This window comes from Metabacillus dongyingensis, assembly GCF_019933155.2.
Classification (GTDB): Bacteria; Bacillota; Bacilli; order Bacillales; family Bacillaceae; genus Bacillus_P; species Bacillus_P dongyingensis.
Map to the genome: position 1 here is coordinate 3,543,408 of NZ_CP082944.1, position 21,641 is coordinate 3,565,048.

At 37.8% G+C, this 21,641-nt stretch carries 26 protein-coding genes and 1 tRNA gene; 6 read left to right on the forward strand and 21 right to left on the reverse strand.

Going from position 1 to position 21,641, the window contains the following annotated elements; all coding sequences use genetic code 11:
* The first annotated feature begins 53 nt into the window (after window positions 1–53).
* Window positions 54–125 (forward strand) — tRNA-Gln (locus tag K8L98_RS17565).
* A gap of 42 nt (window positions 126–167) precedes the next feature.
* Here K8L98_RS17565 and K8L98_RS17570 read toward each other — a convergent pair.
* Both K8L98_RS17570 and K8L98_RS17575 read right to left on the reverse strand, forming a co-directional pair.
* The gene (locus K8L98_RS17570) at window positions 168–416 is read right to left on the reverse strand and encodes a hypothetical protein (RefSeq protein ID WP_223436684.1); all 249 of its coding nucleotides are present in this window, start codon (window positions 414–416) and stop codon (window positions 168–170) included.
* A gap of 187 nt (window positions 417–603) precedes the next feature.
* The gene (locus K8L98_RS17575) at window positions 604–984 is read right to left on the reverse strand and encodes a Spx/MgsR family RNA polymerase-binding regulatory protein (protein WP_223436686.1); all 381 of its coding nucleotides are present in this window, start codon (window positions 982–984) and stop codon (window positions 604–606) included.
* Window positions 985–1,254: 270 nt separating this feature from the next.
* On the opposite strand from K8L98_RS17575, the gene K8L98_RS17580 reads away from it, so the two are divergent.
* Window positions 1,255–1,500, forward strand: coding sequence for a DUF2626 domain-containing protein (locus K8L98_RS17580; protein WP_070876617.1), 246 nt, complete (start codon window positions 1,255–1,257; stop codon window positions 1,498–1,500).
* 42 nt (window positions 1,501–1,542) lie between these two features.
* Here K8L98_RS17580 and K8L98_RS17585 read toward each other — a convergent pair whose 3' ends face one another.
* Both K8L98_RS17585 and K8L98_RS17590 read right to left on the reverse strand, forming a co-directional pair.
* Window positions 1,543–2,634, reverse strand: a complete 1,092-nt coding sequence (locus K8L98_RS17585; protein ID WP_223436688.1) for a class I SAM-dependent methyltransferase — start codon at window positions 2,632–2,634, stop codon at window positions 1,543–1,545.
* On the reverse strand, window positions 2,624–3,256 hold the full coding sequence (locus K8L98_RS17590; protein WP_223436689.1) for an MBL fold metallo-hydrolase: 633 nt from the start codon (window positions 3,254–3,256) through the stop codon (window positions 2,624–2,626). Before K8L98_RS17590 ends, K8L98_RS17585 begins: the two co-directional genes overlap by 11 nt.
* Before the next feature lie 83 nt (window positions 3,257–3,339).
* Between K8L98_RS17590 and K8L98_RS17595 the strand changes: the two genes are divergently transcribed.
* Both K8L98_RS17595 and K8L98_RS17600 read left to right on the forward strand, forming a co-directional pair.
* Window positions 3,340–3,804, forward strand: a complete 465-nt coding sequence (locus K8L98_RS17595) for a hypothetical protein (protein ID WP_223436691.1) — start codon at window positions 3,340–3,342, stop codon at window positions 3,802–3,804.
* Window positions 3,805–3,888: 84 nt separating this feature from the next.
* Window positions 3,889–4,062, forward strand: a complete 174-nt coding sequence (locus K8L98_RS17600; protein WP_223436693.1) for a DUF2759 domain-containing protein — start codon at window positions 3,889–3,891, stop codon at window positions 4,060–4,062.
* A gap of 232 nt (window positions 4,063–4,294) precedes the next feature.
* On the opposite strand, the gene K8L98_RS17605 is transcribed toward K8L98_RS17600, so the two are convergent.
* From K8L98_RS17605 to K8L98_RS17670, 14 genes are all read right to left on the reverse strand, one after another.
* Window positions 4,295–4,606 carry an MTH1187 family thiamine-binding protein gene (locus tag K8L98_RS17605; RefSeq protein WP_223436695.1) on the reverse strand — a complete coding sequence of 104 codons (312 nt, stop codon included), beginning with the start codon at window positions 4,604–4,606 and terminating at the stop codon, window positions 4,295–4,297.
* Between the two features lie 27 nt (window positions 4,607–4,633).
* The gene (locus K8L98_RS17610) at window positions 4,634–5,740 is read right to left on the reverse strand and encodes a YqgU-like beta propeller domain-containing protein (RefSeq protein ID WP_338037047.1); all 1,107 of its coding nucleotides are present in this window, start codon (window positions 5,738–5,740) and stop codon (window positions 4,634–4,636) included.
* A 64-nt stretch (window positions 5,741–5,804) separates the two neighbouring features.
* Entirely contained in the window at window positions 5,805–6,944 is a 1,140-nt protein-coding gene (locus tag K8L98_RS17615; RefSeq protein WP_223436699.1) for a M14 family metallopeptidase, read from the reverse strand.
* Between the two features lie 130 nt (window positions 6,945–7,074).
* Window positions 7,075–8,979, reverse strand: a complete 1,905-nt coding sequence (locus K8L98_RS17620; protein ID WP_223436701.1) for an LTA synthase family protein — start codon at window positions 8,977–8,979, stop codon at window positions 7,075–7,077.
* Between the two features lie 332 nt (window positions 8,980–9,311).
* The gene (locus tag K8L98_RS17625; RefSeq protein WP_223436703.1) at window positions 9,312–10,280 is read right to left on the reverse strand and encodes an ROK family glucokinase; all 969 of its coding nucleotides are present in this window, start codon (window positions 10,278–10,280) and stop codon (window positions 9,312–9,314) included.
* Between the two features lie 67 nt (window positions 10,281–10,347).
* The gene (locus K8L98_RS17630) at window positions 10,348–10,548 is read right to left on the reverse strand and encodes a YqgQ family protein (protein ID WP_223436705.1); all 201 of its coding nucleotides are present in this window, start codon (window positions 10,546–10,548) and stop codon (window positions 10,348–10,350) included.
* Between the two features lie 167 nt (window positions 10,549–10,715).
* Window positions 10,716–11,882 carry a rhomboid family intramembrane serine protease gene (locus tag K8L98_RS17635; RefSeq protein ID WP_223436706.1) on the reverse strand — a complete coding sequence of 389 codons (1,167 nt, stop codon included), beginning with the start codon at window positions 11,880–11,882 and terminating at the stop codon, window positions 10,716–10,718.
* A 107-nt stretch (window positions 11,883–11,989) separates the two neighbouring features.
* Window positions 11,990–12,166, reverse strand: a complete 177-nt coding sequence (locus K8L98_RS17640) for a hypothetical protein (RefSeq protein ID WP_223436708.1) — start codon at window positions 12,164–12,166, stop codon at window positions 11,990–11,992.
* A 58-nt stretch (window positions 12,167–12,224) separates the two neighbouring features.
* Window positions 12,225–12,995 (reverse strand): DUF92 domain-containing protein, encoded by a 771-nt coding sequence (locus K8L98_RS17645; protein WP_223436710.1) that lies wholly within the window; start codon window positions 12,993–12,995, stop codon window positions 12,225–12,227.
* Entirely contained in the window at window positions 12,988–13,554 is a 567-nt protein-coding gene (locus K8L98_RS17650; protein ID WP_223436712.1) for a 5-formyltetrahydrofolate cyclo-ligase, read from the reverse strand. Before K8L98_RS17650 ends, K8L98_RS17645 begins: the two co-directional genes overlap by 8 nt.
* Before the next feature lie 70 nt (window positions 13,555–13,624).
* Complete coding sequence (gene rpmG, locus K8L98_RS17655; RefSeq protein WP_070875478.1) at window positions 13,625–13,774, reverse strand: 50S ribosomal protein L33; 150 nt, start codon at window positions 13,772–13,774, stop codon at window positions 13,625–13,627.
* Between the two features lie 118 nt (window positions 13,775–13,892).
* Window positions 13,893–14,942 carry a nucleotidyltransferase family protein gene (locus K8L98_RS17660; RefSeq protein ID WP_223436714.1) on the reverse strand — a complete coding sequence of 350 codons (1,050 nt, stop codon included), beginning with the start codon at window positions 14,940–14,942 and terminating at the stop codon, window positions 13,893–13,895.
* A 13-nt stretch (window positions 14,943–14,955) separates the two neighbouring features.
* A complete protein-coding gene (locus tag K8L98_RS17665; protein WP_223436715.1) occupies window positions 14,956–17,598 on the reverse strand; it encodes a 1,4-alpha-glucan branching protein domain-containing protein in 2,643 nt (880 codons plus the stop codon).
* Between the two features lie 15 nt (window positions 17,599–17,613).
* Entirely contained in the window at window positions 17,614–18,060 is a 447-nt protein-coding gene (locus K8L98_RS17670) for a DUF4912 domain-containing protein (protein ID WP_223436717.1), read from the reverse strand.
* Between the two features lie 171 nt (window positions 18,061–18,231).
* On the opposite strand from K8L98_RS17670, the gene K8L98_RS17675 reads away from it, so the two are divergent.
* Both K8L98_RS17675 and K8L98_RS17680 read left to right on the forward strand, forming a co-directional pair.
* Window positions 18,232–18,579, forward strand: coding sequence for a hypothetical protein (locus tag K8L98_RS17675; protein WP_223436718.1), 348 nt, complete (start codon window positions 18,232–18,234; stop codon window positions 18,577–18,579).
* The gene (locus K8L98_RS17680) at window positions 18,576–19,052 is read left to right on the forward strand and encodes an MltG/YceG/YrrL family protein (RefSeq protein ID WP_223436720.1); all 477 of its coding nucleotides are present in this window, start codon (window positions 18,576–18,578) and stop codon (window positions 19,050–19,052) included. Before K8L98_RS17675 ends, K8L98_RS17680 begins: the two co-directional genes overlap by 4 nt.
* 79 nt (window positions 19,053–19,131) lie before the next feature.
* Here the strand turns inward: K8L98_RS17680 and phoU are convergent, their stop codons facing one another.
* The 3 genes from phoU to pstA all read right to left on the reverse strand — a co-directional run bounded on the left by phoU (window position 19,132) and on the right by pstA (window position 21,640).
* Window positions 19,132–19,791: a phosphate signaling complex protein PhoU gene (gene phoU, locus K8L98_RS17685; protein WP_223436722.1), complete on the reverse strand. Its 660-nt coding sequence runs from the start codon at window positions 19,789–19,791 to the stop codon at window positions 19,132–19,134.
* 108 nt (window positions 19,792–19,899) lie between these two features.
* A complete protein-coding gene (gene pstB, locus K8L98_RS17690; protein WP_275976717.1) occupies window positions 19,900–20,727 on the reverse strand; it encodes a phosphate ABC transporter ATP-binding protein PstB in 828 nt (275 codons plus the stop codon).
* A 34-nt stretch (window positions 20,728–20,761) separates the two neighbouring features.
* Entirely contained in the window at window positions 20,762–21,640 is an 879-nt protein-coding gene (gene pstA, locus K8L98_RS17695; protein WP_223436724.1) for a phosphate ABC transporter permease PstA, read from the reverse strand.
* Between the last annotated feature and the right edge of the window lies 1 nt (window position 21,641).

The window sequence follows — 21,641 nt, forward strand, 5'->3', positions numbered from 1 at the left end:
GACCGAACTGCATAATTTTTCATCTTCTGTCAATAATGTATAGAGATTTTCATTGGGCTATAGCCAAGCGGTAAGGCAACGGACTTTGACTCCGTCATGCGCTGGTTCGAATCCAGCTAGCCCAGTTCATTAAATAGAAAAAACCTGCGAAACTTCGCAGGTTTTTTCTATGCTTCTCTTTTGGCGTAATAAATATATGGTTTACGCTTGGATTTGAGTAATGAAGGTTTTATATAATATACCCGGTAACCGCTGTTTAAGATTTCATGATCAATGTATTTCAATTTGTTCTTTTTAGCGAATTCCTTTGATGCTTTCTCAATGCTCATCTCACCGGAAATGTAATTTGGACTTGAATAATCTGTTGCAACGTTTCGATTGCCAATGCCCTCTAAAAAGAATTGAATTTCTGTCATTTTTGCTCCACCTTTTCGTTCTTTATAATGAATTATTTCTATTCACTATACAAATAAAATGGCGGAAAGAAAATTTCTAAAAATGGGTGATTTTCTCATATATATCACCTTTACTTAGTATTTCTGAAGATTACTCTATTTTTCATAGAATTACGTTTCCTATAAAGAACAAATCGTTCTTAATAAATCATGAAACGGATTTATGAATTTCCTTTTTCTTTGCAAGTTTTGTAAGTGACTGGGGATTATAACCTACAACAAGCTTTTTTCCGTCTGTTATAATCGGTCTTCTTAAAAGCTTCGGTTCTTCAATGATTAATTTTATTACATCTGACAACGGAAGATCATCAATATTTAAATTTAAGTCTTTATACGTTTGGCTGCGGGTAGCTAAGATCTCATCCATGCCATCTGTTGTAAGCTGGAGAATTTTCTGAAGTTCTGTATAAGAAGGAGTTTCACGAAACAAATGCTTTTCACTGAAATCGATGTTATGTGCTTTTAACCAATGCTTCGTTTTTCTGCATGATGTACAGCTTGGATAACTATAAAAAATTAACTCATTCATTGTTCTTCATCTCCCATTTTTGTATAAGGTTTGTTTAAAAATAACTTTCAGATCCCAGCAATTCTTAATATTTAATTTTATTGTACAGCATTTGTTTAACTTTTGTACAGAAATAACCACTCTAAAAACAATCATTTTTTTATAAAAAGTTTACACTTTGTTACATAAATGGCACTTCTAGAATGTAAACGCTATTTACAATGGTATTGGACGTACATTATAATAAAAAAAGTGATGGACTTAGGGACTAAACAAAGGAGGGATTGACATATGGATCGCATGTTCCGAGTATTAGGCTTTTGGACTGGCATCTTTGCTGTCATGTTTTATTTGGGAGATATGAAAACGACTTCATTATTATTCTTCGGACAGACTGGATTTTTCGTGCTTTTATCTTATTTAAAATTATCTGAACGGATGTATATTTACATTTTTGGAGCATATTTAACTGTTTTCTTTGTTGGCTTTACATATTGGACGACGTTTATGATGGTGCCTGGACAGGGCGGGCATTAATAATTAAAAAAGGGTGAGCTGCCAGTGGCAGCTCACCCTTTTTTAATAGATATCTTTTCCATGAAGGTTTGTTCCCTTTTCATGTATATATACTTGAAAAGAAGAACTCATCCCATCAGGCATAATTAAACTTCGAATTGCTCTATTTTGTTTCGCCGCTTCCCCAAAGGGATTGAGTTCTCCATTTTCCTTTAGATAAGAAAGGATTCCTGCATTCACTAAAAAAAGATCCTGTCTCTCTCTCTTCAGCAAAGTCCAGCCTAACTCCTCTGCTTTTTTTTCCAGTGCATCGAAATGGATGTGCGCAGTCAGGTCCATTTCAAATGGGCGTTCCAGCGGAGTCATCATTTTATGCCGGAAGTACCCCCGCAGGCTTCCTTCAAATCTTGCAGGATGCTGCCATTCTTTATTAGAATATCCATAGTCAATTGTAACAATGACTGCCTGCTCAGCTAAAGCATTTATCTCATCTAAATATTCGAGCATCGCTAGTGGAATCTCAAAGCGCTGTCCTTCGCTGAGCTGGATATTCTGCCAATCTAAGTAATTTCTTATTTTATCATTTTTTAAGGGTTCAAGCTTTTCAACAAGTCCACTTTCTTGATTAACAGAAATATACACTTCAAACAATTGGTTATGTCTTTTTTCAATGACTTCCACAGGAAAGGCATCGAACAATTCATTTGAAAATAGAATGCCTCTGTATGGCTTTGGAAGCTCGTGTATGGACGAAACAGATGTATGGCGATGCAGCTTAATGCCGCTTAATTGAAGTTCTCTGTGAAATCCGCTTTTTTCAGCGGAATAGACATTCAGTATTTTAAATGTTTCAGGAGATAAATCCTGCCATTCATGGAGCATGGCTGATAAAAATCTTCCAGTTCCTCCACCCAATTCACAAAAGGCAGGCTCAGCAGCTCCGCTTTTAACCAGCCGTGAAAACAGTTTGGCAAATACTTTTGCAAAGACATCAGAAACATTGCTTGAAGTATAGAAGTCCCCATCTTTGCCGATTTTCTGTTCATGCTTTGAATAATACCCGATCTCCGGATGATAAAGGACAAGATTCATGTATTCTGAGTAGGTAATGGCTCTGCCTTGTTTATGTATATAATCAATAACATTAGAAACCATTTAAATATGGATTGCTTTCCATTTCAGTTTCTATTGTCGTTTCTTGTCCATGTCCAGGCAGAACAATTGTATCCTCCGGCAGAGTAAGCAGCTTTTGATGAATGCTTTTTATTAACTGCCCATGGTCACCCTGCGGCAAATCTGTTCTGCCAATGCTGCCTGCGAATAAAGCATCCCCTGAGACAACAAAGCCGCTTTCCTTAAAATAATAAGAAATGCTGCCTGGTGAATGTCCAGGCGTTTCGTATATTTGACACGAAAAAGAGCCAACCGTGAGCCTGTCTTCCTGGTCAATTAAGTGATCTGCATCACGTGCAGAAATGGACTGTGACATAAAAGCTATCGAACCGTTCATCGCCGGATTTGCAAGCCATTTCTTTTCTTTACGGTGAATGTATACAGGTATATTAAATTGATCGCGTACATCATCGACTGCGCCGATATGATCAAAGTGTGCATGTGTCAGCAGAATAGCGATTGGCTTTAATCCTCTTTTTCTAATATGATGAATTAACTTTCCGCCTTCACTGCCAGGATCAATGACAAGACATTCTTTTATAGAATTCGCAATTAGATAACAATTTGTTTGGAGAGGTCCTAAAGGCATCTGCTCCCATTTCATATGAACACCCCGATTGCATGTTTTTTCTTTCTATTCTACACTAAACTTATCATGAACTAAATGATATGGGAGTGAAAAGTGGGTTGAAGGTGTATTATGGAATCGAATGGCACTCAGACGCGGATGTTAATGACATCATTACCGATTATGAATACTGTGATAAAGATAACAGTATACTGATAACAGATTGTTTCAAGCAGGCAAGCCTCTTAAAAAATAACTTTATCTCCAAAAAGATCTTTGAGGACATGCACCAATTAATTCTTTTGCACCCCACAGAGTTATATGGCTCTTATACAGACTACGGAATCATTGCAGATTCAGGGAATCACTACCTATTCAAGGATATGGTTTGTCATTTTCACCTCAAGTCAACTGACTTCACGCAGATGAAGATGTGTATGCTGCAGCTTGAGGAACATTTAATCGCTGTCAGTGATAAAACATTTTATGCGGACAGAAACGACTCCGAGCTTGTTCGAAAAATTGCTGAATCATATGATGTAACGGCAGAAATCGACCTCGACAAAAAGAATGAAAACGTTTAAAATATTAAAAGGAATATTTTGTTTTTCATTCTCAGTTTACATTTCGACTTAAAAAAAGACTTACATACGTCAGGGGGCTTCAAAATGGGATTAGTTATTATATTCGCTCTAGTTACATTACTGTCTGTATACGGACTTTACCGCTCGTTTAAAGGCAAAAACGTACTTGGCATTGTCTTTGCCGGAGGTACTCTTGCAGTATTTGGATGGTTCACCGTTATGACAATCATCCATCATGGATTTCCTACTGCGCATTAATAAGAAAAGCTCAAGGGGCCTTGTTCAGCTCCGTAAGCAGATAAGAATCAGCCAGAAAGGTCCTGGTTTGACTTTTTTGGCTGATCATTTCTGACCTGGAGTTTGGCGCATTGCTTGAAATGATTGCTCCAAATCTTATACACCTATAACCTAAAATAGGAAAAAGCGGCGAGAGTCTGTCTGCGTAAGCAGAAATAGATTCAGCCGCTTTTTCTTTTTTTGAAATTAACTATTACCTTGAGTGAAGATTTACACTGTTCAATTTGCTTTCCATCGTTGAAGTTTTATCTCTGCGGTCATCGATGCGGATATTTGTGGCCACACGCTTAATCCCCTTCTCAAACGGTGATTCATGAATGGTTTTAATAACGTCAAGCAAGGTTGATAACTCACCCTCAATTATTGTATTCATTGGAGTCAGCTGAAATTTAATTTTGCCCTCGCGTTCATATTCTTTTAGAATTGATTGAACTGCGGCTACATATTCACTTACACTTGCTGTTTCGGTGCCTATCGGGATAATGGTTACGTCTGCAATTGCCATATATTCTTACCGCCTTTTAAGATGTTTTCACTTTACAATACCTTTAATTTTGTAGTCTTTCAAGTTAATCACATTTTCTAAATAGGATCCATATAAGGCAAGTTCCCCATTTGGAGACACTTTAATTTCGCTGTTATCAATATTTTCTAACACGGCTTCCGTTTTTTTGCTTTTAGGATCGACAGCTGTTAAATTGAATTTATTTTCCACAGTTCCAGGAACAAAGGTATAGAATAAACCGCTTCTGCTGGAATAATCAAATTCAGGTACAAGCCATTCCGAGTATAGTGGCAGCAGCTCCACATCAAAAGAATAAATAATATCCTCATAATTTCCATTATAAAAAGTATAAGAACCTATTGATTCTTCTTCATTCTCAACCTGAACAGCAAATGAATAATCTTTAAAATTCGCGTGAGAAATAATATGTTCTTCAATCAAAACTTTCTTCTTACTTACTAATGAATGCTTATATAAAGGAGCTGTTAATTGCGGTTCGGCTTCATTCCATTTTAGATACGTTACTTCCCCATCAGACAGCCACTGTATAAATGGAATTTCCACAGGATTTTTATCTAATGAAAAATCACTCATATTCAATATGAAGGTTTGAAACGTCCAGTTTTCATCAAAAGAGGTCAAAAATAATCGTTCCCCTGTCGGACTCCATGAAAATGTAAGCTCAGAAGAGGGAATTGTCCGTTTCGTTTTCACATTTCCCATTGGATCGATAATCGTAATTTCTGCTTCAAAGCTTGATGGACTGGCGTGAACAAGAATTAAATTTTTTTCAGGATTCAATTCGAGCTGCACGATAGAAGCTGATGATTCAAAAAGTATTTCTTTTTCACCTGTAAAGAGATTATATTTATAAGCCGTTGATTTTTCCGCATTTTCGCTCAAGTAAAGTATATGCTGGTTATCAAGCCAGCCTTCAACTGAAAAGAAATCCTCATCCGATAAAGGAATAAGGTTTTTTTCCTCAAGAAAATCAACAGAGATATACCGTTCTTCTATTCCTGGCTTTCTTAACTCTGCAAGTTCAGAAACACCATGAGGTTGATGAGATTGCTGCGAACAGCCAGTGATTAATATTGCCGTTATGATTGCTAATAGTGTTACTCTGAATCTCATCAACGAATGCTCCCCTCTACTGTCTCACAACTTGTATTACGTTTTATTCAATCAAATTGTTTCATCATTTTAAAGAATATAATGAAGCCCAGAAAATCCCTCTGCTCTTTTCATATATCTCATCAAATTGATTTAGCGGCAGCGGATTGACACCAATGCCAAGTTCTATGGTGAAACCGCATTTTTTCTTTTCATAAATAAACCAATCCCGGAAACCCGCATGACTGTCTAAATTCTTTATAGCTTTATATCCGCTGAGGCGGCTGTATTCAGTCACAATGGACAATGCTTCCTCCGGTTCACAGTTCATGTACCCCCAATAGATCTCCTCACCCTGGGTATGTACAGCCACTATGAGGTCAAATTTTCCAGCATCAGCAAGTTTAGCCATTGCAATAGATTCCGGTTCGGTAAGGGGAGCATCTCCAGGATAATCTCTCGAGGCAGGAAATTTAGGGATCTTTCTTTCCTTTTCTATTTCCCAGAATGCAGGATACTGATTATTCAGATCTACTCCATTAATATTGGCTTTCCATTGCTCAAAATCTAAACTGTTGTTATTAATAAACATAACAGATTGGTAATGGGAATGCTCTGGCGGCAGTCCATTAATCACCAGCTGGACCCCATCAGGATTAACCATTGGAACAAAAGATAAAGTCGTATTTTGATACAGATCCATCGCAGAATGCCCTTCAAATGTACCCCCATCTACTACTGCTTCCAGGTACTCATGAAGCCAGCACATTAATACGGATGTTGTAATCCATTCATTAGCATGAAATGATCCATTCATGTGAACCTTTTTTGTGCCGGTTCCAATCAGAAGTTCAAAAATAGGAAGACCGAGTACACTTTGTCCGATCGGCCGCTTCTCTATAAACGGAAAAGCTTCCGTTACTTTTTCCAGATCTTCAAGAAGAACATTGTAATCATATGCCCGTTTTTTTTGGATAAACTCGGATGTTTTTTGCAGACAGTCATTACTCTCATAAAAGTCTATTATATTCCTAACCGGGGCCTTATTGGAAGTGGACGATATGTGACATTTCAATTTTTCAGTATAAGGAATATTGAATGTTTCACCAGACTTTATGAACGTTGATTTCAAAAGGGGATTTGAATCATAAAGCAGCTGCTCATGAACGTTCAATATATTTGACAGTTCTTTTAGATTTGTGTTTTTTTCTGCTCTGACTTTCATCCTGATTCCTCCCTGATGTTTGGTTATTATTAGCATATGATTCAACTTCCCTATTCTTGTTAAACGCATTAAAACAGTCAGAAAGACTGACAAAAAAAGCTTTGGCCTAAAGGCCAAAGCTTTTGATCATTTATTTATTTGTTTCTTCCTGAGTTTCTTTCTCATCTTTTCCATTTTTCATTTCATCATAGAAACGCAATAAATCTCCATAGATGATTTTATCTGAGTAATTTAATTCCTGCTTCGCTTTTTCCATATACGGCTCACATGCTTTATTATCTTCAGCCGGTTCGCCGGTTGATTTATCGTAGCATGTTCCGCTCGTATATACGAATTTGTCTGTAATGAAGCTTCCATCACGCAGTACGGTAAAAGGCAATTTGTCTTTTGAGAATAAATCTTTGCCGAATTCAATTTCATCATTCGTCTCAATTCCTAATAAATGCATAAGTGTTGGACGAATGTCTATTTGACCTGAGACATCTGAAATTGTTTCAGGATTTTTATCTGTTACACCTGGAATATGAACAACAAACGGAACTCTCTGCAGCTGGATTTCATCAAAAGGCGTTACTTCTTTTCCTAAAAACTGACCCATTGCAGCATTATGGTTTTCTGAAATTCCATAGTGATCACCGTATAAAACAATGATAGAGTTTTCATATAACCCTTCATCTTTAAGCTTTTGAATGAAATTTTTCAAAGCTTCGTCCTGATAACGGACAGTCGGGAAGTAGTTATTCAATGTTTTGCTATTTGAATTAAATTCATCTACCATTTTGTCTTCTTCATTCAGTTCGAATGGGAAGTGATTTGTAAGTGTAATATGCTTGCTGTAAAATGGCTGCGGCAACTCTTTCATATGATCAACAGATTGTTCAAAGAATTCCTTGTCTTTAAGTCCCCAGCCGACAGAATTTTCTGCGTTTACTTCGTAATCATTCACATCAAAGAATCTGTCATATCCTAAAGCCTGATACATGATATCACGATTCCAGAAGCTTTTATTGTTTGCATGGAAGACAGCCGAGTAGTAGCCTTTATTTTTCAATAATTCCGGAGTAGCTACATATTCGTTATTGCTGTTTGTGAAAAAAACTGCACCGCGTCCAAGAGGGTAAAGGGAGTTATCCACGATAAACTCTGAATCCGATGTTTTCCCCTGGCCAGTCTGATGATAGAAATTATCAAAATTGTAGCTTTCTCCAATAAAGTCATTAAGGAATGGTGTAATCTCTTTTCCATTAATTTTTTCATTGATGACAAAGCTCTGTGTAGATTCTAATGAAACCATAATCACATTTCGGCCTTCAGCAATGCCGAACATTTCATCATTAGGCTCTTTTTTATTAGCTTTTACATAGTTTTCAATTTCAGTAAGACTGTTGCTGTCAGCGAGTGCACGCTGAGCAGACGTTTTCGACTGCAGAACCCCGTCGTAAATATGGAAGTTATAAACACTGATATTTTTAACAAGCATTTCTCTATCGAAAGATCGTGTTAATAGCTGCGGACGCTCTGTTTCAGCAAGTCCAAGGTTGAAGAAAAAGACACCAGCTACTAGTAGATAGAAAGCTGTTTTTTCTTTTCTTGTCACAGCTGCCTGAGTTTGGAATCTTGGACGCTTCATAAGCCAAAAAAGAATGACAATATCAACTAAAAGCAATAAATCAATTGGTTCAAACAGTGAAGAAATACTGCTTCCAAGATCCCCCATATTGCTGGTCTGAAATAATACAGGAATTGTTAAGAAATCATTAAAGAATCGGTAGAAAACAATATTGGCAATAAGGACAGCCGTAACAATGATGCTTGCCCCCAAAATGTACCTGTTTCGATTCTTCTCTTTCATAAACAGTCCAAAACCAAAAATGAACAGCAGAAAGCTTAATGGGTTTATGAAGAGGATAAATTCCTGTGTGAAGTTTTCAATTTTAATGTCAAAGCTAGTTTTGTAGACAATGTATGTTTTCACCCACAGTAACAATGTCGCAATTAGTAAAAATGAAATTTTAGAAAGTGATTTAATACGCATTTCATAACCTCCTCATACGTTAGAACCTGCGTAACGATTATATTCCATTTATTTATTTTCCATAAATTAGGCTGATATGAAACAACTAAATCATATCTTAATACTTCTTTAACAAAAAATCAATCGTTTTTAACATTGCCCTTACAATAGGATGATAGAATAATAATGTTCAGCTTATTCCTTTTACCCTATAGTTAGACGTATAAAACCTAAAAAAGTTTCAAATTTGCCGAAATAAAATTATTTAGAATATTCAGGAATAATAAAGGAGCCTTATCTCACAAAGATAAAGCTCCTTTATATTATGACTTATTATATTATTTATATGTGCATCACACTGTTGAAAGCTTTGTTTTCACAAGCCAAGCTCCGCCGATGACTCCTGCATCATTGCCTAAAGTAGCAATTGAAATGGAAGCTCCCTCTGCCACGCGGGGAAAAGCAAAACGCTTAAAATATTTTTCTGTACTTTTTCTTAAATGTTCGCCCGCTTTTGAAACACCTCCGCCAATGACAATCTTCTCCGGGTTTAAACCGTTGGATAAATTGGCAAGAGCAAGTCCCAGTTGTTTTGTAATATACTCAACAACCTCTGAAGCAACTAAATCGCCTTGTTCAGATGCTTCAAAAACATCTCTTGACGAAATAGTTCCATTTTCCTCATATAATTTTCTAAGAGTACTAGGTGAATCGCTCTCATTCAGCTTTTCTACAGCAAGCCTTACAATTCCGGTTGCAGAAGCAATTGTTTCAAGACATCCTTCTTTGCCGCAATTACAAGGGGCCCCTCCCTCTACTACAGAAGTTATATGGCCGATCTCACCGCCAGCTCCATTCACACCATGCACGACAATGCCATTTGAAATGATGCCTCCGCCTACTCCTGTACCTAAAGTTACACATATAACATCTTTCGCTCCGTCGCCGGCACCTTTCCACATTTCTCCGATAGCAGCAATATTTGCATCATTGTCGATCACCGCTTGTAAACCTGTTTCGATTTCAAGATGATGCTTTAGCGGGTAGTTCTTCCAGCCTAAGTTTACTGTTTCATAAACAAGGCCTGTTTCTAAATTCACAGGACCTGGGGCTCCCATGCCGATTCCGGCAAGTTTTGACTTCGTTTGTCCGAGTTCGGCAAGTTTAGCATCGATTGCTTTTGCAATATCTGTTGTTATCGTTTTCCCGCTTTTATCTGTCGGTATTTCCCATTTTTCGAGCATTTCGCCATAATGGCTGATAAACGCCATCTTAATTGTTGTGCCGCCTAAGTCAATTCCTACTAGCCATTTATCTGTCATTGTCTCTGTCATCCTTTGTTTATATTATTCTAAGAAACCGCTTGCACAATTCATTGAACGGTTTGCTTTAACTTTTTTTCCTCACGCGCTGGCCCTCTTGTCTTAAAAGCAGCACAGCCATCTGATAATCCTGAACTTCGATAAGATTTGAGTCAAACAGCTGTCTGACTTCCATTTCCATAAGTTCTAAATCAGCTGAACGATCTCCAATGTATATGATTGTTCCGTACTTTTTTAAAAGCTGCTGAATATCATAGATTGTTTTCACTTTCCCACCTACTCATTTGAAACTTAATCTAACTACATTAAAGTATAAAGGAATGTCGTAGTGCGTCAAGAGAATTATCTGTAAAAAAGGAAATATCCGTAATGATAGAAAAAATTAGGAGGTTTATTAATGTGAAAAAGAGCAGTTTCCTGCCCTCCTGAAGTTTTTTAGTATACCTGTCCATTATAGAATCCATAAAAGTAGGCAAAAACCACAAACAGAATGGACAGTAAGGCTCCAATCAGCCTCAGTCCCCATTTGTGCTGTTTTGGCAGCTGAACAATCAGCGCAGCTAAAAAGCCCCCAAACAATCCTCCAAGATGACCTGCATTATCAATATTCGGCACAGCAAATCCAAAAAGAAGATTCAGCACAATTATGAAAATTAAATTTGAGCCAATCGTTCTGAAAAACAGCTTTGGATTACTAATTCCTAAATAAAGCAATGCACCGAAACATCCAAAGATGGCTCCTGAAGCTCCTGCAGATATGGAAGGACTCAGAGCAAAGCTTGCAAGCGTACCTGCTGCACCTGCAAATAAGTAAATGACTAAAAATTTAACAGAACCGTACATTTTCTCAACTGCGCTGCCAATATAAATTAATGCCAGCGTGTTCATCAAGAGATGAAGCATGCCAATGTGGAGAATAATTGGGGTAAAGAAACGCCACCATTCACCGCTAATAATAGAGGGGTTGTATTTAGCGCCAAACTGAATTAAGGTTTGTGTGTTTTGACTTCCGCCTGCTGCTTCTAAAAGCATAAACATAAAGATTTGGACCGCAGTAAACGTGTAGGTGAAAATTGGTTTTCCAAAATTGAAAATTTGTTTTTCTTCCTTTATTCTGCGATTTGAGTGTGAAATGGCTTCACTTTTTAAAATGGCAGTGTGAATTGTATCTGATGTTTTAACAGATAGGCTTACTCCAAGCAGCTTTTCAAGGTAAAAGAGGATCTCCTCTTCATTATCTTTATGAACGACAACTGATTTTAAAGTGGTTTGTCCCTCATGATAAGGTTTTTCAATTCGAAACTCCCAATGATCTACCGGAGGATAAGCAGAAATATACACATTTAATAATTGTATGGGATGCTTCCAGGACTGTTTGCGGATGCGGTCTATGTGCATCGCTATTCTTTCAATATCCTGCTGCAGCTGACTGCCCCAATCAAGGTCCTTTCTAATAAAGCGAACAATTTGAAACTCTTTATTGTTGTATGGACCAAGCAAGACTTCCTGCTCATCATCTGATAAACGGATCATCTGATAATCATGCTTCGTGACAACATCATGGATTAACTTCCAGAAAAGCTCATCCTGCTTAATTCCCATATTCTTCTCTCCGAACTTTTTATCAATAGTATATCAACTAAAATGGATGTTGTTAAAGAATTGTGCTTTTCAAATAAAAAAACACCTGTTTACCAAACAGGTGAGCGTTAACGAAAAGCACGAAACATAAATTTTTCCCTGATAAATGGAATTCTCATAGACAGCTGAATAAAAAAGTGGCGAATATTCGGCTGACTGAGCACAACGTTCATCAGACGGTAGCGATACTGGTAAAAAGCAAGCATTCCGAGCACCATAAGAAGTATAGAATTTAATTTTCGCATCTTCATCCCTCCTAGTGATACTTTTTGCCGGGATCCCTTTTTTTATCCGTATTTTCTTTCAGTATATAAGGACCGCTAACAAAGAAGCCGCAAGAATTGCTGAAAAATTAACTGCATCATTGTTTAATAATCCTTTTATTTTATTGCCCTGTTGCTGACAATGCGAGTATCGTTCTGTTTTTTTCCCGCAGGCAGGACATTGATATTGCACCTGAATAGAAGCCCCAAGCACCGTATCTATCAAATTGCCCATGAATCCAAGCAAAATGATAAGCAGTAAATCCACAGCTTGAATTGAAAGAACCAAATAAGCTGAAACTCCTATCAGGCATGCACCGGAGAGTGCTGATGCAGTTCCAAGAGTACTTACTGCTCCTGATGTTCCTTTCTTTACCTGCTTCAAAGTAAAAATCATTCTTGGCATTTTTTTGCTGAGCGTTCCTATTTCAGATGCCCATGTATCTGCGTTTGCTGCAGCGATAGAAACGCCGTAAACCGTGAAACTCCCGTCAAATGGCATAAAAGCATTTACTATGCTGATGAATGCAGAAACACCTCCATTTGCCAACACTTGGATGGCGTCTCTCTGATCCCCTTTTACAAGTAAATCGTCTACACTCTTTTTTTGATCACGCTTAAACTTGCTCCAAAAACTTGAGCTTCCAAAGAAAATCCCGAGTAAAATCAATCCAGGATAGCCGAAGCCTGCAAAAATAGAAATACCAATAAAGCATGCAGCAACAGCTCCGCTGAATGTTAAAGACTTCATCTTCAGTCCTGCAAATGAAATCAGGAGAATAAAGGATATGGCAAGAAAATGATCACTCACTTGTTATAATCACCTCATTTTCCGTCAAAATTTGATGGACAGGCACATCATGTGCTTCAGCAGGAATACATGAAACCAATTGAGCTTCAAAAGCCAGTGAAACCGTTAAACCGCTGTATTGTGTCAAGTACCTGTCATAATAACCCCCGCCATAGCCAATTCTATAGCCATTTTTGTCATAGCATATCCCAGGAACTAAAAGAAGATCGATTTCATCAGGGGAAACTGGGTCTGTTTTTGAAACAACAGGCTCTTTTAAGCCAAAATAAACAGTTTCAAGCTGCTCGATTGATTGAAACGTCCGAAATTCCATTTTCTTTTGCCCTGGATAGCATTTAGGAATTGCCACTCTCTTATTTTGCTTTAAGGCCTCTTGAATGATCAGGCTCGTGTCCACTTCTTTTCCATTTGAAATGGTAATGGCTATTGTCTTGCTCTGCTGCCAGAAGGATTGCTTAAAAAGTCTTTTATTTATACGTTCGCAATTCTTTTTGTATGTATCGAAGTCTAAAGATTCGAGCTTGCGTTTTACGTCATTTCTAAGTTCTGTTTTCAGCATGCCAATAACTCTCTCCTTGAACAATATTTGTATGTATAAAAAAAACAGCAAGGAAATAAATTCCTGCTGCTTACTTTGTTTCGCGGTGTAATGTAACCTTTTTCTCTCTAGAGCAATATTTTTTAAGCTCCATACGATCCGGGTTATTACGTTTATTCTTTTTAGAAATGTAATTACGTTCGCCGCACTCTGTGCAAGCTAATGTAAGATTAACGCGCATGTTGATTTCCCTCCAAACTAAAAAACTTATACTAAATCAGACTTAACTATAATAGCATTTTTAAAAAAGAAATTCCACATTATTTTATTTTTTTCTTCAATCTATGAAAAGAAGAGAGTTAAGAATCCCTTTTCGTATATTCTCTCCAGGCATTAACCGTCTCATCATTCATATCTGCGAGCGCTGAATGATCCTGAATCTGACAGTGGCCAATCATCCCGCCTAAGCTGCAGGACTTTCCCACATAGCTATTTTCCCATAAAATCGAATGGGTAATTTCCGATTTTTCATGGATAATAGCAGACTCTGAGAGAACCGTCTGCGGACCTACTATAGCGCCTTCATGAATAATCGTGTTCCTGCTTATATAGATCGGTCCTTTTAATGTCACATCATCATGAATGGTCACACCATCCTCCATCCAGATGCCTTTAGCTATCTCTTTGCCCTTAGAAGGAAGATTGACTTTATGATGGAGCATATCAAACTGAGCCTCGCGATATGTTGCTAGTGTCCCAATATCAGACCAATATCCCTCAGCTTCAAAAATACTGATTTTCTCATTATGCTTTAAGATTGCAGGAAACACATCTTTACTGAAGTCATAATGAGTGAAATCTTCGAGATAGGTAAATATCTTTGGGTCAAGAATATAAATCCCCGTATTAATAGAATGTTTAGTGAGGTCGCTCCAGTTTGGCTTTTCGAACATCTTATCCATTTTTTTATCTGCGGACAAAAGCACTCCATATTCGATTGGCAAATCCAGCGGTTTTGTAAAGATTGTCGCTGCTGCAAGCTGGTCCTCATGATGCTGTATTCCTGCACTCAAATCAAAATCAGTCAGAATATCTCCGCTTATAACAAGAAATGATTCCGTCAGCATTTGCTCTGCCAGTTTTACACTTCCTGCTGTACCGAGAGGCATTCCGTCTTCACTGTAAGTAATGGTGACACCCCATTTAGAACCGTCCCCAAAATGGGACCGGATAGAAGATGACAAATAATGCACAGTCATAATAATATCAGTGATTCCATGTCTTTTTAATAACTCAATGCTATATTCCATGACAGGCTTGTTTAATATAGGGACCATTGGTTTTGGACAATGATTTGTAAGAGGTCTAAGCCTGCAGCCTTCTCCGCCTGCGAGGATCACAGCTTTCACATTTTTCAGCTCCTTATCTTTTATGATAAAGCACTTCATACTCTTGAATAATTTTTTTCACGATATGTTCATAGGCAAATCGGCTCAAAATTTCTTTATATCCCTGTTGAGCCAGACGGTCTGCCCGCTCTTTATGTTGGAGTGCCTCTAGGATAGCTGATGCCAAAGCTTTTGAATTTCCCCGCTCAAATAGGAGGCCATTTTCATTGTGCTTGATAATCTCTTTTAACCCGCCGGTATTTGCAGCAATTGTCAGTTTTTTCGCTGCCATGCTCTCCAGTGCAACAATTCCAAATGGTTCATAATAGCTCGGAATGATATTCATCTCACAGTGCGTAAGGAGTATATGTATAAGGTCTTCATCTATAAAACCAAGGAATGTTACATTTTCATGAACGTTCAATTCTTTCGCTTTTTTCTCATATTCGTTGCGATGCGGTCCATCTCCTGCTATTACAATGCGGATTTTAGGAAAACGCTTCAAAATACCCGGTATGGCGGATAACAGCACATCAAAACCTTTTTCTGCGACAAGTCTTCCCATCGAGAAAAGATACGGCTGCCCAGTCAATGATAGATCATTGCGCTTTTGTGAATTTTTAACATACATATTATTTTTTAAAAGATTTATTCCATTAGGGATTACAGTTAGTTTTTCAGAAGGTATGTGAAATTGCTCCTTGACCTCTTTCAACATATAGTCACTGCACACAATCACCTGATCTGCAGCTTGCACCAGCAGGCATTCTTCCCTTTGTATATACTTCTGCAGAGGGGTCACGATCTCGCCGTTCCTTCCCAGTTCTGTCGCATGAATCGTTGCAATCAGCGGCACTTTAAACAGCTTTTGTATAGATCTTCCCGCCCCTGCTGTCAGCCAATCATGAACATGCACTAAATCATATTTGATGTGACTATTCTTTATTAGAAATTGAACAAATGCACTATTGTAATTTATTGCCCACTCAGAGAGCGACTGATGCTTTTGCTGAATAGACTGTATGCGGTATATATGCAGGTTGGGAACTGGATTCTCATATAATGGGAGTTCTTCATCAGAAGCTATTGTAAGAAGCGCAACTTCATAATTTTGTCCAGCAAGTGCATTTGTCAGCTTATCTACATGCCTTCCAAGCCCCCCGACTAGATTTGGGGGATATTCTGTAGACACCATCAGTATTCTTGGCCTGTCAGCAAACGCTTGTAACTCAGATGTGTTTCTTTTCAATGGAAGAAATGTAAATAAATCTGGTTCCGGGTTATAGGTTTCTAATTCTTCATCCGATCGTCCGCTCAGTTCGTAATAATTATTTAGGTGCTTTTTAATACGATAATGTCCATAATCAGCAGAAGTGCCGTTTCCAATCATGAATGTCCAGTCACTGCTTGCGGCAAGCATCCATTCCTTAATTAGGCACCATTTTTTCCTTGTATTCATTTCCCGGGAATTTACAGAAGGGTTGAATAACTGTTTCTCGATTAAATGAAAGTGCTGAAAGTATTCCGCTGTTTTTTCATTCAGCCATATATCACCGTACCCATTTCTTCCCCATGTAGAAAAAGCTAAGCCGTCGTGGCCGCTGACATTATTTTTGTTTCCCAGCCAATCAGAAGGGAGAACAAACGGGTTTTCCTTCTTTAACAGCTCAGAAAGAAAGGCAGGACCCTCAAACCACCAATGGCCGAATAACTCAAAATCAAATGGAAGCACAATAAGCTCTGTTGCAGGACGCAGCCTCTCCAAAAAATTATGTGCATCATTTCCAGCTTGTTCAAATGCCATTTCATCATTATAAATCTTTTTATCCTCTGTCTTTCCAGTTATACTCCAAAGTTTCAGTCCGGTATTGATTCTTGTCTTTTTAAGAAATGCAAACTCTTTAATATCTTCCCAATTCCTAGTCAACCCGACATCCCGGTAATATTCCCGATATACATGATGTGCAGGGTATCCCCTATGCTTATCCCATACAGCGTTAGCTTTTTCTCTGTTCCGTTTAAAAATTGTGAGGCCCTTATAGTTCAAAGCAGGGCCATTTATTTCAGGTGAATCGGCAAACGTGTATGTAATTCCTTGTTGAGTGAGAATCTGCACGGTCTGGTCATTTATCGCCATCTCCGGCAGCCAAAACCCTTTTGGAGCTGTTCCGAAATGGTGTTCAAACACTTTCATTCCTGTTTCCACTTGCATTTTCATGCCTTCATCCGTGCAATGAAAAGGGAGAATTGCATGTGTTGCACATGTAGTGATAGCCTCAATTTTTCTTTTTTTAAATAGATCAATATATCCTTTTAAAATATTGCCCTTAAATTCTTCAAAGGTTTGGATGATCTTATTGTAATGAGATAGATAAAAGTGTAATACTGATCGCTCCTCATTAGTTGCCCTGCTGAATTCTGATCTGATTAACAAAATCATTTTATCCAAGTGACAGCGGTATTTTTCCTGGGTCTTCTTATCGGTCAGCATTTCCATAAGAGTAGGGGAAAAAGAGATAGTGATGGACGGATTGTCCAAACCGTTTAAACTCCAAAGCATTGGAATATAGGATTCTGACAGAGCTTCAAAAAGCCAGAGCTGTTCATATTCTGTATTTGTATAGTCAGTTATGAAAGGCAAGTGGGCATGAAGAATGATCATGCTGTTTTTCACCATGTGCTGATACTCCTTCTATTTGTCATATACCGTATAAGCTGAGAATTGCTTTTCCCAGGATTCAGATTCCTCTTTATAGGCTGTCCAGTCAGCATCTCTGCCATCAGTATCCGTCATTTTCAATTCATTTGACTTCAGAACAGTCAGTTTAACATTTTCAGATGTTTGCAAAATTAATTCAGTATAGTAGCTGGCAGCTGCTCCTATGCCTTTAATAAAAAGATAAGTTTGTTCATCTGTGATATCAAAATCTTTATAGAAAAGAGTGCCATTCTTTTTTTGATAAAGTCTTAACGTTTTTTTTAGAGAAGAAAAAGGCTCCCTGCATAAAATGGAGAGGGCAATTTCAGTTTTAAACCCTACATTCCACTGTAAATACAAAACAGATGGATTTTTCATTATAAGAGTCATTGCATCTCCATGCAGATGGTTTATTTGATCCATTGAGGGCTGATTTATCAAGGGGCTTCATCCCTTTCATCGTTCATTGCTGTTATTATTATGACATAAGTATAATCTATGAGAAAATCGCTTAAATTAAGACATTTTTCGACAATTTACATATTATCCTTTAGAATGTTTCAAATCTATGATATAAAGAAAAAGGGAAAAAATATTAGAAGGTGAATAAATATGGAGATTATGATCATTGCCCTGTTTGTAGTCAGCATTCTTTTAATTGGCATCTCTTTCTTTCAGAGAGATCACTTAAAAGATATTGAACAGGAAGTTGAACACCTGTCGGTTTCTTCTATGCAAGAAATATACAAGCTGAAGAAAAAAGTCAGAGTGCTTGAAGAAGAAATTCTTCAAAATGATCTGGAGCTAACTGATAATGATTCGATTGACCCTCAGACGCTTCAGCGTATCATTTTGAAACATAATCAAGGCTTATCCACTGAAGCAATTGCAAGATCTGAATACTTAAGCGAAGAAGAGATCGGAACCATTCTTAGAAAGAATGAGAGGGTCTTAACATGAGCAAAAAAGGATTACAATCATTCGCAGCCGGAATGATTTTGTCTACTTCTGTTCTTGCAGCTACATATTTCATAAGTAACAGCAATGAAAAAACAGCTGCTCCTGTAAACAATGCAGTTTCCGAGAATGATATTAAAGAATTTTTAATAAAAAGCGGACAGACAGCGATCGATACAAAAGAGTATGACGAGCTTATTGCGTTTAAAGAAACAACGCTTATTGAAAAACAAAAGCAAGCCGAAGCCCCTATTGAAGAAAAGCCTCAAAATGAAAAGTACACGTTAAAAATTGTAGAAGGCATGAATACAGGTGATGTTTCTGACATCCTTGAACAAGAAGGCGTCATTGCCTCTGCAAAGGATTTTAACAAATTTGTCATTAATGGGAATTATCACACAAAGGTGCGCATGGGAACTTTTGAACTTACTAAAGGCATGAGCTTCAGCGAAATTGTCAATGTACTTGTTAAATAATAAAAAAAGCGCAGAAAATTAATACTGTCTTAAAACTTAGAAAAGAGCTTGTCACTCATGGGTGACAAGCTCTTTTCGTTTATGCATTTAAATCATATCTTCTGCCTTTAACTAGATATAATACACTTTCAGAAATATTGGTTGCATGATCTGCCGTACGCTCAATATATCTGCAGACAAACATTAATTGAGTAATCTGCTGCATAAGCTCTTTGCGCTCAGGCATGATTTCGAGAAGCTCTCTGATTGTTTGTCCATAATAATCATCTACTTGATCGTCCATATCAGCAACTCTCTTAGCTAATAGGACATCTTCATCGTTGTATGCCTTAACAGAAAGAGAAAGCATTTCTACAGCAAGCGCATGCATTTTTTTTATTGTTTCAATAGGTTTGAATAAAGGTTCATCACCGATTCGAATCGTTGATTTAGCAATATTAACAGCAAAGTCAGCCATTCTTTCGATATCATTAGAAATTTTAATGGCAACGATAATACGTCTTAAATCAATCGCAACAGGCTGCTGTTTTGCAATAAGAAGAATCGCCAAATCATTGATTTCCTCATCCAAATCATCAATGCGCTCATCGTTTTCAATGATTTCGAGCGCTGCTTCTACGTTTTTTGTTTCTAGGGCCTGGATAGCTTCTGTTAAAGCCTGCTCAGTGAGTTGTGCAATTTCATTTAATTTATCACGCAGTAATTTTAAATCGTATTCAAATTTCTCTCTAACCACCATGTTTAATTCCCTCCAAATTTCCGTCTGTTTTTTTATGAAATATGATTGCTTAACTATATGGGAATAAGTCGTGCAAGTTTTCATTTGCACGACTTATTCCTCTAAATATTATCCGAAACGTCCAGTAATATAGTCTTCTGTTCGTTTATCTGAAGGATTCGAGAATAAACGGTCTGTTTCTGAATACTCAACAACTTCACCATTTAAGAAGAACGCTGTCCGATCAGAAATACGTGCAGCCTGCTGCATATTGTGAGTAACGATCACGATGCTGTACTGTTTTTTCAATTCCTGAACCAGCTCTTCTACTTTTAATGTTGAAATTGGATCAAGAGCAGATGTAGGTTCATCCATTAAAATAACATCCGGCTCAATCGCAAGACAGCGGGCGATGCATAGACGCTGCTGCTGACCGCCTGATAAACCGAAAGCATTTTCTTTAAGGCGATCTTTTACTTCGTCCCAGATGGCAGCTCCTTTTAAACTCTTTTCAACGATTGCATCAAGAGTCTTTTTATCGCGGATCCCATGGATTCTTGGACCGTATGCAACATTGTCATAAATGGATTTTGGAAAAGGATTTGGTTTTTGGAACACCATGCCGACTCTTGTGCGCAAATCTTCCACTCCATAGCCTTTATCAAAGATATTTTTGCCCCGGTAAATGATTTTTCCAGATGTACGGACCGTAGGAATCAGCTCTACCATGCGATTTAACGTTTTAATGTAAGTAGACTTCCCGCAGCCAGACGGTCCTATAATCGCCGTAACTTCATTTTCATAGATATCCAGATCAATATTTTTTAATGCCTGATCGTTTCCGTACCAAAGGTTGAGATTATCTGTTTTGTAAACGATGCTTTTATCTTTTTTTGCATTCGTTTCAAATTCTTCGTTTTCCTCTCGCTCTTTCACAACATTTTTTGTCATTTCCATTTTGTGAAACCTCCTTCATCCATTTCAAAAAATCTTAGTAGCGTTTTTGGAACTTGTTGCGTATTAACACGGCAATTGAGTTCATAACGATCAAGAAAATAAACAATACGATAATTCCTGCAGCAGCAACATTCTGAAAGTCAGCCTGAGGCCTTGAAGCCCAGTTAAATATTTGAATTGGTATGGCTGTAAATGTGCTCATGAAACTTTCCGGAAGGTAATTTACAAATGCAAATGCCCCAACCACAAGCAGAGGTGCAGTTTCGCCAATTGCTCTTGAGAAAGCAAGAATACTCCCTGTTAATATACCTGGTATAGCAGCCGGCAAAACAACTTGACGGATGGTCTGCCACTTAGTAGCCCCCATTCCATAAGATGCTTCGCGCATCTCTTTTGGAACAGCACGGATGGCTTCTTGTGATGCAACAACAATAACTGGAAGAACAAGCAGAGCCATGGTGAATCCACCTGCGAGAATGCTTCTTCCGAGGTCAAAGAAACGCACAAAAACCGTTAGGCCCAATAATCCGAAAACAATGGAAGGCACACCAGCAAGGTTGGCAATGTTAATTTGAAGGAAATTTGTAAATTTATTTTTCTTTGCATACTCTTCCATATATAGTGCCGTCCCTACTCCCAATATTAATCCAGTTGGAATGACGACAGCCATCACCCATAACGACCCTGCTAATGCAGCTTTTATTCCAGATGCATTAGGTCTTCTAGAAGCAAAGTTTTGAAAGAATTCCGGAGTTAAATAACTAAATCCTTGAGTGAATATCCGATATAAAAGAATCGCCAGTACAATTAGAGCAAAGCTTGTCGCTAATAGGAAAATACCTTTATAGATACCATTAACGGCCAATCTGCTCCTCATTTTCTTTGCGACTGTATCTTTATTGATGTAGTTCATT